The sequence below is a fragment of the Aeromicrobium sp. S22 genome (assembly GCF_009661045.1).
Classification (GTDB): Bacteria; Actinomycetota; Actinomycetes; order Propionibacteriales; family Nocardioidaceae; genus Aeromicrobium; species Aeromicrobium yanjiei.
Window position 1 is genome coordinate 767546 of record NZ_WJWV01000001.1, and the last position, 13056, is coordinate 780601.

Genomic DNA, 13056 nt, shown 5'->3' on the forward strand with positions numbered 1-13056 from the left:
CTTCGTCGTGGGATCAGGCGTTGCGGCGGGTCTCGAGACCGGCCAGGAAGATGTCCAGCTTGCGGCCGTAGAGACCCCGGCCGGTCCACACCTCATCGGTGTCGTAGGGCTCGACGACGGGGACGTCGTTGCTCTGCTCGTACTTCTCCCGGATGCGGCGCAGACGCGCCATCTGCGAGGACGAGTCGAGGGCCAGGGCCAGCACGAACTCGACCGCCACCGCAGCGTCCTCGCGGGTGAATCCGCCCTTTTGGACCTGGCTGACCCAGCCGGGCATCTGCGCGAGGACGGAGGGCGCGGGGCGAGGTGCCATCTGGGTCGCCCGGTCGAGGCCGGGGTGGGCGTCGCAGGCGCGCCAGGTCGACTCGCCGAGCTCGCGCAGCAGCTCCTCCCACGACAGGTCGGAGCCGGGCCACACCGCGTCCTGGTAGGCGATGTCCATCGCGCGCACCAGGAGGTCGTCGCGATCGGTGACGTAGCGGTAGAGCCCGGAGTGCGCGACACCCAGCCGACGAGCGACCGAGGGCATGCTGAAGCTGTCGATACCGTCGTCGAGGGCCGCTTGGGCGATCACTTCGACAGTGAGGGCCCGCGGGCGCCCTGGCTTGCGCTCCATGGAACACACCCTACTCTGGTCCGGAAAGTGCCGAGTCCATCGCCGTCGTCGCCCCTGCGGGCGCCGGGGGAGGCCTTCGGCCGGGAGATAGCATGGGGTCATGGAGCAGACGGGCATTCCTGACAAGTTCGCATCTCTTGGACTCACGTACGACGACGTGCTCCTGTTGCCGGGGTACTCCGACCTCAACCCGGCGGAGATCGACACGACCTCGCGACTGACGCGGGAGATCACCTTGAAGGTGCCGCTGATCAGCGCCGCGATGGACACCGTGACCGAGTCGCGCATGGCGATCGCGATGGCGCGCCAGGGCGGGATCGGCGTGCTGCACCGCAATCTCTCCCTGCAGGACCAGGCCTATCAGGTCGATCTGGTCAAGCGGACCCAGACCGGGATCATCTCCAACCCCGTCACGATCGGCCCCGACGCGACGCTCGAGGACCTCGACCGGATCTGCGGGGAGTACCGCGTCTCGGGCCTCCCGGTCGTCGACCGCGACAACCGTCTGATCGGCATCATCACCAACCGTGACCTGCGGTTCACGCCGCTCGCGGAGTGGGCGACCACCAAGGTCGACGAGATGATGACGCCGATGCCGCTGATCACCGGTGACGTCGGCATCAGCCGTGAGGAGGCGACCCTGCTGCTGCGCAAGCACAAGCGTGAGCGCCTGCCGTTGGTCGACGCAGACGGGCGCCTCGCCGGGCTCATCACGGTCAAGGACTTCGTCAAGGGTGAGCAGTTCCCGCAGGCGTCCTACGACGGCGACGGCCGCCTGATGGTCGGCGCGGCGATCGGCTACTTCGGCGACGCGTGGGAGCGCGCGACGACGCTCATCGAGGCGGGGGTCGACGTGCTCGTCGCCGACACGGCCCACGGTCACGTGCGCCTCCTGCTCGACATCGTCAAGCGGCTCAAGACCGATCCGGCCACCCGCCACGTGCAGGTGATCGGCGGCAACGTCGCGACCCGCGAGGGCGCGCAGGCGTTCGTCGACGCCGGCGCGGACGCCGTCAAGGTCGGCTTCGGCCCCGGCTCGATCTGCACCACCCGTGTCGTGACCGGATGCGGCGTCCCGCAGGTCACCGCGGTCTACGAGGCGTCGCTGGCGGCCAAGGCGGCCGGCATCCCCGTGATCGCCGACGGCGGCCTCCAGCAGTCCGGCGACATCGCCAAGGCCCTCGTCGCAGGCGCGGAGACCGTGATGATCGGGTCCATGCTCGCGGGCGTCGAGGAGTCGCCGAGCGAGGTCATCTTCGTCAACGGCAAGCAGTTCAAGGCATACCGCGGCATGGGATCGCTCGCCGCGATGAGCAGCCGCGGCAAGAAGTCGTACTCGAAGGACCGCTACTTCCAGGCCGAGGTCACGAGCGACGACATGATCGTCCCCGAGGGCGTCGAGGGCCAGGTCGCGTACCGCGGGCCGCTGTCCGCAGTCGCCCACCAGCTCATCGGCGGTCTGACGCAGTCGATGTTCTACGTCGGTGCGCGCACGATCCCCGAGCTGCAGGAGAAGGGCCGCTTCGTCCGGATCACCTCGGCCTCGCTCAAGGAGAGCCACCCCCACGACATCCAGGTGACGGCAGAGGCGCCCAACTACTCGGCTCGCTGAGTGGGGCGCCCGGGTGGCTGTGGTGCGGGCCGCGGTCGATCACCGATAACCTCGACCTTGTGACCAGTCGCAACGTCGCCGTCTTCATCGACGCCGAGAATCTCTTCAAGGGCTACGGCAAGCTCGACATCCCCGATCTGTCGATGGCCGACATCCTCGACCAGCTCGAGCGCGCTGCGGCGCGCGAGGCAGGTGCCGGCGACATCGCGCTCGCCCGGGCGTACGCCGACTGGGGCGCGCTGGGGCTGGAGGACTTCCGCCGCGACGTCGAGCGGGCGGGCGTCCAGACGATGCAGGTCTTCTCGGTCAGCAAGGCCGAGAAGAACGCCGCCGACATCGTGCTCGTCGTGGACTGCCTGCGCGCCGCGGCGGATCTCGAGCAGCTCGAGGTCTTCATCATCGTGTCTGCGGACGGCGACTTCGTCCCGCTGGTGCGACGCCTGCACGAGCTGGACAAGTACGTCATCGGGGCGACACTGTCCGACCACCCGGTCAACAACGTGCTCGAGCAGGAGGTCGACCAGTACGTCCCGCTGAAGGTCAAGCCCACGCCGCCTGCTGCGGCGCTGCAGCCGATCTTCTCCGGCGACCCGTCGGCCAAGCTGCCGACCGGCCGTCCCGTGCGGTCGGATCGGCCCCGGTCGGAGCGTCCGGCCCGCCGGGCCGAGCAGGCCAAGTCCGAGCCCGCCGTGACCGAGTCGGCCGTGACCGAGCCCGTGAAGGGCGAGCGGGCGCCCAGGCGCGCGGTCAAGCACGAGCAGCCCAGGGGTGGCGCCAAGATCTCGTGGCACGAGATGGCCAAGGAGATCGAGGTCATCCACGAGGGGCCGGCGACGTCGCCGGAGGACTACAAGGCGATCATCAAGCAGATCCTGTCCGATCCCAAGGTCCGCAGCTTCTGCGACCAGCTCGCCAACCAGGGCGGCACCCTGCCGATCCTCGCGATGGCGATCAAGGCCGCCGCACCTCGCATCAGCCCGTCCGACGCCAAGGTCAGCTCGATGTCGCGTGCCCTGCGCTTCGCACTGGCCGACACGCAGTACGCCCTCGCGCGCGAGAGCGACGACACGCAGCCGGTCCTGGTGCGCCGCGCCAACAACCCCGCGGGCATGCTGACCGACCTGTCGCTCGACGACATCCAGCGCGGCGTGCAGTAGTCGGAGGCCCCCCGGGCGTCGTCTCGCCAACCACTAGGCTGGACCCATGGCAGACATCGAGATCGGCACGGCCAAGCGCGGTCGGCGGGCGTACTCCTTCGACGACATCGCGATCGTCCCGAGCCGGCGTACCCGTGACCCCGAGGAGGTGTCCACGGCCTGGCAGATCGACGCCTACCGGTTCGACCTGCCCGTCCTCGCGGCGCCGATGGACTCGGTCATGAGCCCCGAGACGGCGATCGCGCTGGGTCAGCACGGTGGTCTCGGCGTCCTCGACCTCGAGGGTCTCTGGACGCGCTACGACAACCCCGAGGAGCTGCTCGACGAGGTCGCGCAGATCGAGGGCCCCCGCGCGACGAAGCGTCTGCAGGAGATCTACGCCGAGCCGATCAAGGCCGAGCTCATCACGGCCCGGCTCAAGCAGGTGCGCGAGTCCGGCGTGACGGTCGCCGGCGCCCTGTCGCCGCAGCGCACCAAGCAGTTCGCCGACGCCGTGGTCGACGCAGGCGTGGACCTGTTCGTGATCCGCGGCACGACCGTCTCCGCCGAGCACGTCTCGGGCCAGACCGAGCCGCTGAACCTCAAGGAGTTCATCTACGAGCTCGACGTCCCGGTCATCGTGGGCGGCTGCGCGACCTACCAGGCGGCGCTGCACCTCATGCGGACCGGTGCGGCCGGCGTGCTGGTCGGCTTCGGTGGCGGCGCTGCGCACACGACCCGCTCGGTGCTGGGCATCTCGGTGCCGATGGCCTCGGCTGTCGCCGACGTCGCCGCGGCTCGGCGGGACTACCTCGACGAGTCGGGCGGTCGCTACGTCCATGTGATCGCCGACGGCTCGATCGGCCGCAGCGGTGACATCGCGAAGGCGATCGCGTGCGGTGCCGACGCCGTCATGATCGGCTCGCCGTTCGCCCGCGCGGTCGAGGCACCGGGACGCGGCTTCCACTGGGGCGCCGAGGCCTGGCACCCCGACCTGCCGCGTGGCGAGCGCGTCGACATCGGCACGGTCGGCGACCTCGAGTCGGTCCTGTTCGGTCCCTCGTCCGTCCCGGACGGCACCATGAACCTCATCGGTGCCCTGCGTCGCGCGATGGCCACGACCGGCTACACCGATCTCAAGGAGTTCCAGCGGGTCGAGGTCGTCGTCGGTTGATCCGCTGCGCGGCAGGTCTGTGATGCGCGTCGAGCGGGTCGACTTCGACCATCCCGACGCGGTGGCGCTGCGCGACGAGCACGTCGCATCGGGCAACCGGCTGTATGCCGACGATCCCGCCGCGGTCCACCGGGGCGGCTCCGAGGGCATCGACCCGAGCACGATCGTGGCGACGTTCGTGGCCTACGACGGGGACGAGCCGATCGGGCACGCGTGCGTACGACTCCTCGACGGCGACCTGGCCGGGGTGCCGGAGATGAAGCGGCTGTACGTCCGCGAGCCGTCGCGGGGCAGGGGAGCGGCCGATGCCCTGCTCGACGCGATCGAGCAGGTCGCGCGCGATCTCGGCGCCCCGCGCATCGTGATCCACACCGGGGACCGCCAGCACGCCGCGTTGAAGTTCTACGCCCGCCACGGCTACACGCCCATCCCGGTGTTCCCGCCCTACGAGGCCGTGACCTACTCGCTCTGCTTCGAGAAGTTGCTCGGCTGAGCCCTAGGGGTACGGACGGTCGCCCTGCTGCCGGGCGCGGACCTCCCTGGTGCCGAACGCCACCGCGAACGACGCCGCGCCCACGCCGATCACGAGCAGCGCGAGGCCGATGTCCGAGAGCCCGGACCCGTCGTCCGTGGTGGCGGTCCCGGCGCATGCGATCGCGTAGCCCGCTGTCGCCGCGAGCGCGACCTGCCCCGGGTCCCGGAAGACGAGGGTGGCCAGAGCCACGACGACGACCAGCGAGACCGCCGATCCGACGACCTGCCAGGCCGCGTACGTCCCGCTCTCGTCCCAGCCCAACCAGGCGAGCCAGGCCGCGGCGGCCAGCGCTGCGGGGACGATCCACGTCAAGGCCTGCCTCATGTCCCCATCCTCCATGCTCCGTCGACCCGGTGCCAGTTCGCCCGTCCCCGTCGCTTCAGCGGATGATCTCGCTTAGCATGGTGAGGCTTGCCTAATCGGCGGGCTCCACAGCGTCGAAGGAATGCCCATGAAGTCCAGCCTCGCCGTCCTCGGCGCCCTCGCCGCGATCGGTCTCAGCGCCTGCGCGTCCGATCCTTCGGACTCGACTGCGAGCGGTGACCTGTCCGTCGCCGCGAGCGACTCGAAGTGCGAGGTGTCGGCCACGAAGCTCAAGGCCGGACCCTCGACGTTCAAGGTCAGCAACAAGGGCTCCAAGGTCACCGAGTTCTACGTGTACGCGGACGGCGACCGCATCATGGGCGAGGTCGAGAACATCGGTCCCGGCCTGACCCGCAACCTGGTCGTCGACCTGCCCAAGGGGACGTACGAAGGAGCGTGCAAGCCCGGCATGATCGGCGACGGCATACGTCAGACCCTGACCGTCACGGGCGGCGCGGCCAAGAAGCTCTCGGACTCCCAGGAGCTGCAGGCCGCCGCCGACAGCTATGCCCGCTACGTGAAGTCACAGAGCGACACCCTGATCGTCAAGACCACCGAGTTCGTCGACGCGGTCAAGGCCGGCGATGTCGACAAGGCCAAGAAGCTCTACCCGATCGCGCGCACGTACTGGGAGCGCATCGAGCCGGTCGCGGAGAAGTTCGGCGACCTCGACCCCATCACCGACGGTCGCGAGCCCGACGCGAAGGCCGAGGGCGTCGACTTCACCGGCTGGCACCGCATCGAGAAGCAGCTGTGGGTCGAGGACAACACCGAGGGCATGGACAAGTACGCCGACCAGCTCCTCGCCAACGTCAAGAAGATCGTCCAGCTGGGTCAGGACACCCCGCTCACCGCCCTCGAGCTCGCGCAGGGCTCGAAGGGCCTGCTGGACGAGGTCGCGACCGGCAAGATCACCGGCGAGGAGGACGAGTTCAGCCACACCGACCTGTGGGACTTCAAGGCCAACATCGAGGGCTCGCAGGCAGCGATCGCGTCGCTGCGCCCCGTGCTCGAGAAGCAGGACCCCGCGCTCGTGAAGAAGATCGACGCGCAGTTCGCGGCGCTCGACAAGGAGCTCAACCAGCACCAGGACAAGACCACGGGCGACTGGATGTTCTACGACGAGCTGACCAAGGACCAGATCAAGGCGCTGTCCAACGCGGTGGCGGGACTGAGCGAGCCCATCAGCCAGGTCGCGGCCGTGGTTGCGAAGTCTGCGTAGCCTGACGACATGACCGCCCAGGACCACTCCGGCTCCGGCCTCTCCCGCAGGAAGCTGCTGGGGGCGGCCGGCGTCGGCGCGCTGGCTGTCGGTGCCGGTGGCGGCTACGCGGTCGGGCAGGCGGCCGGGGAGCCCGCGACGCCGGCGGGGGTCGCCGATCCCCACGCCGCGCCGGTCCCGTTCGAAGGGGCCCACCAGGCCGGCATCGTCACCCCGGCGCAGGACCGCCTCTACTTCGCGACGTTCGACATGACCTCGGACGAGCGCGAGGACCTGATCTCGCTGCTCAAGGACTGGACCGCGGCGGCCCGTCAGATGACGCAGGGCAACGACGTGGGCGACTTCGGCGCCGTCAGCGGCTCGCCGTACGCACCGCCCGAGGACACCGGCGAGGCGCTCGGCCTGCCGCCGTCGGGCCTGACCGTCACGGTCGGCTTCGGGCGCAGCCTGTTCGTGGACGACAAGGGCAGGGCCCGCTTCGGTCTCGACGGGCAGCTCCCCGAGCGTCTGCAGGACCTGCCGTCGTTCGCGGGCGACCGGCTGGACCCGGCGATCAGCGACGGGGACATCGCGGTGCAGGCCTGCGCCAACGATCCGCAGGTCGCGGTGCACGCGGTGCGCAACTTCGCCCGCATCGCGTTCGGACGTGCCTCGGTCCGCTACTCCCAGATGGGCTTCGGCCGTACGTCGTCGACGTCGACTGCGCAGGTCACGGCACGCAACCTGTTCGGCTTCAAGGACGGGACCGCGAACGTCAAGGTCGAGGACACCAAGGACGTCGACGACTTCGTCTGGGTCCACGAGGACGAGGGGCCTGCGTGGCTCGTCGGCGGCTCCTACCTCGTCTCGCGCAAGATCGACATGCGCATCGAGACCTGGGACCGCGAGCCGCTGGAGGGCCAGGAGGCGATCATCGGACGCACGAAGGGCTCCGGCGGGCCCCGCTCCGGTGGCGACGAGTTCGTACCGCTGGACTTCGACGCCAAGGACGAGACTGGCAAGCCCATGATCGACATGAAGTCGCACGTACGTCTTGCGCACCCCGACGTCAACAAGGGTGCCAAGCTCCTGCGCCGCGGCTACAACTTCGTGGACGGCTCCAACGGGCTGGGTCAGCTCTCGGCCGGTCTCTTCTTCATCGCGTACCAGCGGGACCCGGAGAAGCAGTTCGTGCAGATCCAGCGCTCGCTGGCGGGCCTGCAGAACGACCTCCTCAACGAGTACATCGTCCACGTCGGCTCGGGCCTGTTCGCGTGCCCGCCCGGCGTCGACACGAAGGGCTACTGGGGCGAGAAGCTCTTCGCCTGAGGCCGACGGCGCGTCGCCCAGGCGACCGCGAGCCCGATGGCCACACCAAGGAGCGTCTCGACGCCGCGCTGGGTGACCACGTCGCCCGCGGGGAGGGGGTGCACGAGCTGGCCCATCAACAGCGCCAGCGGCGTGATGAACACCAGCGCCAGCGCGTAGTGACGCATCACGATCAGCTCGGTCAGGAACTGCGCCGCGATGATCACCACGACCAGGGCCACCTCGCCGGGGTGGAAGGCGAGGATCGCTGCCGTCAGGCCCAGACCCAGCGCCGTGCCGATCAGCCGGTGGGCGCCCCGGAACGCCATCTCGCGCATCGACGGCGAGGTGAGCGGGACGATCGAGGCGACCATTCCCCAGTAGGGGTGGCCGATGTCGAGCGCCACCGCGACCGAACCGGTGAGCAGCGGCGCGAGCAGGTGCCGGACGGCGTGCCGGACGGTCGCCGGATCGGCCAGGTGGGCTCGCACGTCCCGCCGCTGCGGCACGGGACCGGTGCCCGCGGGTCCGATGCTGCAGACGAGGATCGCGAACGCGGCGGACGCGGTGCCGAGAGCAGCGGCGATCAGCACGGTGGCACACGTGGCGTCGGCCTGGGTTGCGCACACCGAGAACGCGAACACCGCGAACAGGCCGCCGGGAGGCTTCCACTGCCAGACGTCCGCCAGGACGGCCATGATCATGGCCGCGAGCGATCCGCCGACGACGATCCAGAAGGTCTGGTGCGGCGACAGTGCGGCCATCGTGCCGGTGGTGATGGCCGTGACGAGCGCGAGGCTCACCTGCACCTGCTGGACGGCGCGAACGCGACGCGGGAGCGTCCGTCCGTAGATCGCCGCGAACGCCCCGAAGGCACAGAACGCCGACCACTCCAGACGATCGAACGCGACGAGCGTGAGCAACGGGACCGCGACGGCGATGCCCACGCGGGTCGCGGTCAGCCCGTTCACCGCGCCCGGTCCGACCCTCCGGAGGTCCTCTGCGAGGAGCCGGAACAGCGGGGTGGTCACAGGGCAGTCTATCCGCGGGCGGCGCATGGTTACCGACCGGTAGCCATGTGACAGCGCCGATGTCATACTCAGGGTATGACCGCGTTCGACTACGACGTCCTGGTGATCGGCTCCGGCTTCGGCGGCAGCGTCTCGGCCCTCCGCCTGACCGAGAAGGGCTACAAGGTCGCGGTGCTCGAGGCGGGCAAGCGTTACGAGGACGCGGACTTCGCCGCGAGCTCGTGGCACCTGCGCAAGTTCCTCTGGCTGCCCCAGCTCGGCTGCTACGGCATCCAGCGCATCGACAAGCTGCGGGACGCGCTGATCCTGTCCGGCGCCGGTGTCGGCGGGGGATCGCTCGTCTACGCCAACACGCTCTACGAACCGCTCGATCCCTTCTACGAGGACCCCGCATGGGGCCACATCACGGACTGGAAGGCTGAGCTTGCGCCGTACTACGACCAGGCCAAGCGCATGCTGGGCGTGACCGTCTACCCGTACGTGTCGCCGGCCGACGAGATCGTCAAGAAGGTCGCCGAGCGGATGGGCGTGGGTGGCACGTTCCACCACACCCCCGTCGGCGTCTTCTTCGGTGAGCCCGGCGAGGAGCCGCCTGCCCCGGGCGGCGCCCCCGTGCCCGACCCGTTCTTCGGCGGCATGGGGCCCGACCGCAACGCGTGCCTCAACTGCGGCGAGTGCATGACCGGCTGCCGGCACAACGCCAAGAACACGCTGGTCAAGAACTACCTCCACCTCGCGGAGGCCGCGGGCGCGGAGGTGCACCCGCTCACGACCGTGGTGTCCGTCCGCCCGCGGGCCGGTGGTGGCTACGAGATCGAGACCCGCCGGACCGACAAGCGGTTCCGCAAGCACCGGGTGATCACGGCTGAGCAGGTCGTCTTCAGCGCCAGCACGATGGGCACCCAGAAGCTCCTGCACAGGATGCGCGACCAGGGCCACCTGCCGCGCGTCTCGTCCCGCCTCGGTGTCCTGACCCGGACCAACTCCGAGGCGTTGCTCGGATCGATCGCCGACGGCAACGACGTCGACTACAGCGAGGGCGTCGCGATCACCTCGTCGTTCCACCCCGACGAGTTCACCCACGTCGAGCCGACGCGCTACGGACGGCGGTCCAATGCGATGTCGCTGCTGCAGACCGTGCTCACCGACGGCAGCACCACGGTCCCGCGGTGGCGGGTGTGGCTCAAGGAGATGTGGCGCCAGAAGCGCAACCTGCGCAAGCTCTACGATCTGCAGCACTGGTCCGAGCGCACCGTCATCGCGCTGGTCATGCAGACGCACGACAACTCGATCACGACCTACACCAAGCGCGGCATCACGGGGCGGCGTCGCCTGACGTCCAAGCAGGGCCACGGTGCGCCCAACCCGGCATTCATCGAGCCCGGCCACCGCGCGGTGCAGATGATGGCCGAGGAGATGGGCGGCACGCCCGGCGGCACGATCGGCGAGCCGTTCAACGTCCCGCTGACCGCACACTTCATGGGCGGGTGCGCGATCGGGGACTCGCCCGAGAGCGGTGTCGTCGACCCCTATCAGCGGCTCTACGGCCACGAGGGCCTGCACGTCGCCGACGGCTCGACGGTCAGTGCCAATCTCGGCGTGAACCCGTCGCTCACGATCACCGCCCAGACCGAGCGCGCGATGTCGTACTGGCCCAACAAGGGCGAGGCCGACCCGCGTCCGGCGATGGGGGAGGCCTACCGCCGGATCGAGCCGATCGCGCCCAAGAACCCGGTCGTCCCCGAGGACGCTCCGGCCGCCCTGCGCCTGCCGATCGTCGGCGTGAGCTGAGCGGACCCCAGCCGATAGACTTGGGGCCGTGACCCCCGAACATGACCTTGTCCTCGTCGTCGACTTCGGGGCGCAGTACGCCCAGCTGATCGCCCGCCGCGTGAGGGAGGCTCGGGTCTACTCCGAGATCGTCCCCCACACCATGCCGGTCGAGGAGATGCTCGCCCGCAACCCCGCCGCGATCATCCTGTCCGGCGGCCCGTCGTCGGTGTACGAGGAGGGGGCCCCGCGGCTGGACGCGGCCCTGTTCGAGTCCACGACCCCCGTCTTCGGCATCTGCTACGGCTTCATGGCGATGGCGCAGGCGCTCGGCGGCACCGTGGCCCACACCGGGCAGCGCGAGTACGGTCGCACCGTGGTCAGCGTCATGGAGCCGGGCAAGCTGCTCTCGGGCCTGCCGACCAGCCTCACGTCCTGGATGTCGCACGGCGACGAGGTCGTCAGCGCCCCCGAGGGCTTCGTGGTCAACGCGAAGTCCCCGCGCGCCACCGTCGCGGCGTTCGAGAACGACGACCGGCGTCTGGCCGGCGTTCAGTGGCACCCCGAGGTGCTGCACAGCGAGCACGGCCAGCGCATCCTCGAGTCGTTCCTCGTCGACATCGCCGGCTGCCGCCAGACCTGGACCAGCAGCAACATCGTGGAGGAGCAGATCGAGCTCATCCGTGAGCAGGTCGGCGACGCCCGCGTCATCTCCGCGCTGTCGGGCGGGGTCGACTCCGCCGTCTCGACCGCGCTCGTGCAGCGCGCGATCGGCGATCAGCTCACCGCGGTGTTCGTCGACCACGGCCTGCTGCGTGAGGGAGAGGCCGAGCAGGTCGAGAAGGACTACGTCGAGGCGACCGGGGTCGACCTGAAGGTCGTGGACGCCAAGGACCAGTTCCTCGGCTTCCTCGAGGGCGTCTCCGACCCCGAGCAGAAGCGCAAGATCATCGGGCGCGAGTTCATCCGGGTCTTCGAGGCAGCCGAGCGCGAGGTCCTCGCGACGCCCGGCACGCCGGTCAAGTTCCTGGTGCAGGGCACCCTCTACCCGGACGTCGTGGAGTCCGGCGGCGGTGCGGGCGCGTCCAACATCAAGAGCCACCACAACGTGGGCGGTCTGCCCGAGGACCTCGAGTTCAGCCTGATCGAGCCGCTGCGCACCCTGTTCAAGGACGAGGTCCGTGACGTCGGTCGTCAGCTCGGGATCCCCGAGGCGATCGTCGGGCGCCACCCGTTCCCGGGGCCCGGTCTCGCGATCCGCATCGTCGGCGCGGTCGACGCCGAGCGGCTGCGCATCCTGCGCGCGGCCGACGCGATCGTCCGCGAGGAGACCACCGCGGCAGGCCTCGACGCAGAGATCTGGCAGTTCCCGGTCGTGCTGCTCGCCGACGTCCGCTCGGTCGGCGTGCAGGGCGACGGCCGCACCTACGGTCACCCGATCGTGCTGCGTCCCGTGTCGAGCGAGGACGCCATGACGGCGGACTGGAGCCGGCTGCCCTACGAGGTGCTCGAGCGCATCTCGACCCGCATCACCAACGAGGTCGACGAGGTCAACCGCGTCGTGCTGGACATCACGAGCAAGCCGCCGGGAACCATCGAGTGGGAGTGAGCGCCCGCGGGTGTTGACCTCAGCGCGTCTGGCGACGTGTACAACTTCGTAAATGGTGTCGCCGCCTGCACGGGTGCTTGTGTGCAGGAGTTTCGGTGGTCTCCTCGGTCACGTCGAAACCAGGGACACGGGGATTCGACGTGACTACCATCGCGGGAGGCGTCACCACTCAACGCCTGTGGCCATCACTGGTTCCATCACCGATTGGGCTCCGGATGACGAGCAGTACTTCAGAGAAACGTCGTCAGGCGGTTCTGAGTGTTGCGGTGCTTGTCGTTCTCTTCGTTCTCTTCGGGGTGATGACCAGCGATGCGCCTGGTGCGCTCCGGGTGGTAGCGGGGGTCATCCTTTTCCCACTGGGGATTCTTGTGCTGGTACGGAACTACAGGCTCTCCAAACGCCGTTGACCGCCGCCGGGTGTCAGTTCCTTGCCATGGCCCGACTCATCTCCATCCATGAAGGATCACCGATGCCAGCACGAGAATGGTTCCTCCTGAGCTGCGGCCTCGCGGCGGTCCTCGGCCTCATCAACAACCTGTCGATCATCGACGCACGCGATCCGGCGTGGAGGACCGTCGGGTTCATCCTGCTCGCCGTGGCAGTGGTGTCGGGGGGCCTGTGGTTGCGAAGAAGAGGAACTCAAGGGCAGTGATCCCCGGAAGGCACATCGGCCCAACGGGACCTGAGCGACGAGCGACCCT

The 13056-nt window shown here is 69.4% G+C and carries 12 protein-coding genes; 9 read left to right on the plus strand and 3 right to left on the minus strand.

The features are described 5' to 3' along the window. Positions 1-13 precede the first annotated feature (13 nt). Positions 14-616 carry a TetR/AcrR family transcriptional regulator gene (locus tag GEV27_RS03880; RefSeq protein ID WP_194839881.1) on the minus strand — a complete coding sequence of 201 codons (603 nt, stop codon included), beginning with the start codon at positions 614-616 and terminating at the stop codon, positions 14-16. A gap of 100 nt (positions 617-716) precedes the next feature. On the opposite strand from GEV27_RS03880, the gene guaB reads away from it, so the two are divergent. The 4 genes from guaB to GEV27_RS03900 are packed head-to-tail and all read left to right on the plus strand — an operon-like array spanning position 717 to position 5031. Beyond that, positions 717-2228 carry an IMP dehydrogenase gene (gene guaB / locus GEV27_RS03885; protein WP_153654236.1) on the plus strand — a complete coding sequence of 504 codons (1512 nt, stop codon included), beginning with the start codon at positions 717-719 and terminating at the stop codon, positions 2226-2228. Positions 2229-2287: 59 nt separating this feature from the next. Further along, positions 2288-3385, plus strand: coding sequence for an NYN domain-containing protein (locus GEV27_RS17525; protein WP_194944116.1), 1098 nt, complete (start codon positions 2288-2290; stop codon positions 3383-3385). A 46-nt stretch (positions 3386-3431) separates the two neighbouring features. After that, a complete protein-coding gene (locus GEV27_RS03895; RefSeq protein ID WP_153654232.1) occupies positions 3432-4538 on the plus strand; it encodes a GuaB3 family IMP dehydrogenase-related protein in 1107 nt (368 codons plus the stop codon). A 22-nt stretch (positions 4539-4560) separates the two neighbouring features. Next, positions 4561-5031, plus strand: a complete 471-nt coding sequence (locus tag GEV27_RS03900; protein WP_153933493.1) for a GNAT family N-acetyltransferase — start codon at positions 4561-4563, stop codon at positions 5029-5031. Between the two features lie 3 nt (positions 5032-5034). Here GEV27_RS03900 and GEV27_RS03905 read toward each other — a convergent pair whose 3' ends face one another. Next, the gene (locus GEV27_RS03905) at positions 5035-5397 is read right to left on the minus strand and encodes a hypothetical protein (RefSeq protein ID WP_153910088.1); all 363 of its coding nucleotides are present in this window, start codon (positions 5395-5397) and stop codon (positions 5035-5037) included. Positions 5398-5524: 127 nt separating this feature from the next. Here GEV27_RS03905 and efeO point away from each other — a divergent pair, with 127 nt between their 5' ends. Together efeO and efeB are read left to right on the plus strand one after the other, a co-directional pair. After that, positions 5525-6658: an iron uptake system protein EfeO gene (efeO, locus tag GEV27_RS03910; protein ID WP_153933494.1), complete on the plus strand. Its 1134-nt coding sequence runs from the start codon at positions 5525-5527 to the stop codon at positions 6656-6658. A gap of 9 nt (positions 6659-6667) precedes the next feature. Further along, positions 6668-7966, plus strand: a complete 1299-nt coding sequence (gene efeB / locus GEV27_RS03915; protein ID WP_153933495.1) for an iron uptake transporter deferrochelatase/peroxidase subunit — start codon at positions 6668-6670, stop codon at positions 7964-7966. Here efeB and GEV27_RS18015 read toward each other — a convergent pair. After that, positions 7939-8976 carry an FUSC family protein gene (locus GEV27_RS18015; RefSeq protein ID WP_194944117.1) on the minus strand — a complete coding sequence of 346 codons (1038 nt, stop codon included), beginning with the start codon at positions 8974-8976 and terminating at the stop codon, positions 7939-7941. The genes efeB and GEV27_RS18015 overlap by 28 nt on opposite strands. Before the next feature lie 75 nt (positions 8977-9051). Between GEV27_RS18015 and GEV27_RS03925 the strand changes: the two genes are divergently transcribed. The 3 genes from GEV27_RS03925 to GEV27_RS03935 all read left to right on the plus strand — a co-directional run bounded on the left by GEV27_RS03925 (position 9052) and on the right by GEV27_RS03935 (position 13007). Next, positions 9052-10767: a GMC oxidoreductase gene (locus GEV27_RS03925; protein WP_153933497.1), complete on the plus strand. Its 1716-nt coding sequence runs from the start codon at positions 9052-9054 to the stop codon at positions 10765-10767. 28 nt (positions 10768-10795) lie between these two features. Beyond that, a complete protein-coding gene (gene guaA / locus GEV27_RS03930; RefSeq protein WP_153654219.1) occupies positions 10796-12355 on the plus strand; it encodes a glutamine-hydrolyzing GMP synthase in 1560 nt (519 codons plus the stop codon). Between the two features lie 469 nt (positions 12356-12824). Beyond that, the gene (locus GEV27_RS03935; RefSeq protein ID WP_153654217.1) at positions 12825-13007 is read left to right on the plus strand and encodes a hypothetical protein; all 183 of its coding nucleotides are present in this window, start codon (positions 12825-12827) and stop codon (positions 13005-13007) included. Positions 13008-13056: the final 49 nt, after the last annotated feature.

Bases quoted from the DNA above. Each gene is read 5' to 3' on its own strand.
- GEV27_RS03880 (WP_194839881.1), bottom strand. From the start codon at position 616: ATGGAGCGCAAGCCAGGGCGCCCGCGGGCCCTCACTGTCGAAGTGATC.
- guaB (WP_153654236.1), top strand. From the start codon at position 717: ATGGAGCAGACGGGCATTCCTGACAAGTTCGCATCTCTTGGACTCACG.
- GEV27_RS03895 (WP_153654232.1), top strand. From the start codon at position 3,432: ATGGCAGACATCGAGATCGGCACGGCCAAGCGCGGTCGGCGGGCGTAC.
- GEV27_RS03900 (WP_153933493.1), top strand. From the start codon at position 4,561: ATGCGCGTCGAGCGGGTCGACTTCGACCATCCCGACGCGGTGGCGCTG.
- GEV27_RS03905 (WP_153910088.1), bottom strand. From the start codon at position 5,397: ATGAGGCAGGCCTTGACGTGGATCGTCCCCGCAGCGCTGGCCGCCGCG.
- efeO (WP_153933494.1), top strand. From the start codon at position 5,525: ATGAAGTCCAGCCTCGCCGTCCTCGGCGCCCTCGCCGCGATCGGTCTC.
- efeB (WP_153933495.1), top strand. From the start codon at position 6,668: ATGACCGCCCAGGACCACTCCGGCTCCGGCCTCTCCCGCAGGAAGCTG.
- GEV27_RS03925 (WP_153933497.1), top strand. From the start codon at position 9,052: ATGACCGCGTTCGACTACGACGTCCTGGTGATCGGCTCCGGCTTCGGC.
- GEV27_RS03935 (WP_153654217.1), top strand. From the start codon at position 12,825: ATGCCAGCACGAGAATGGTTCCTCCTGAGCTGCGGCCTCGCGGCGGTC.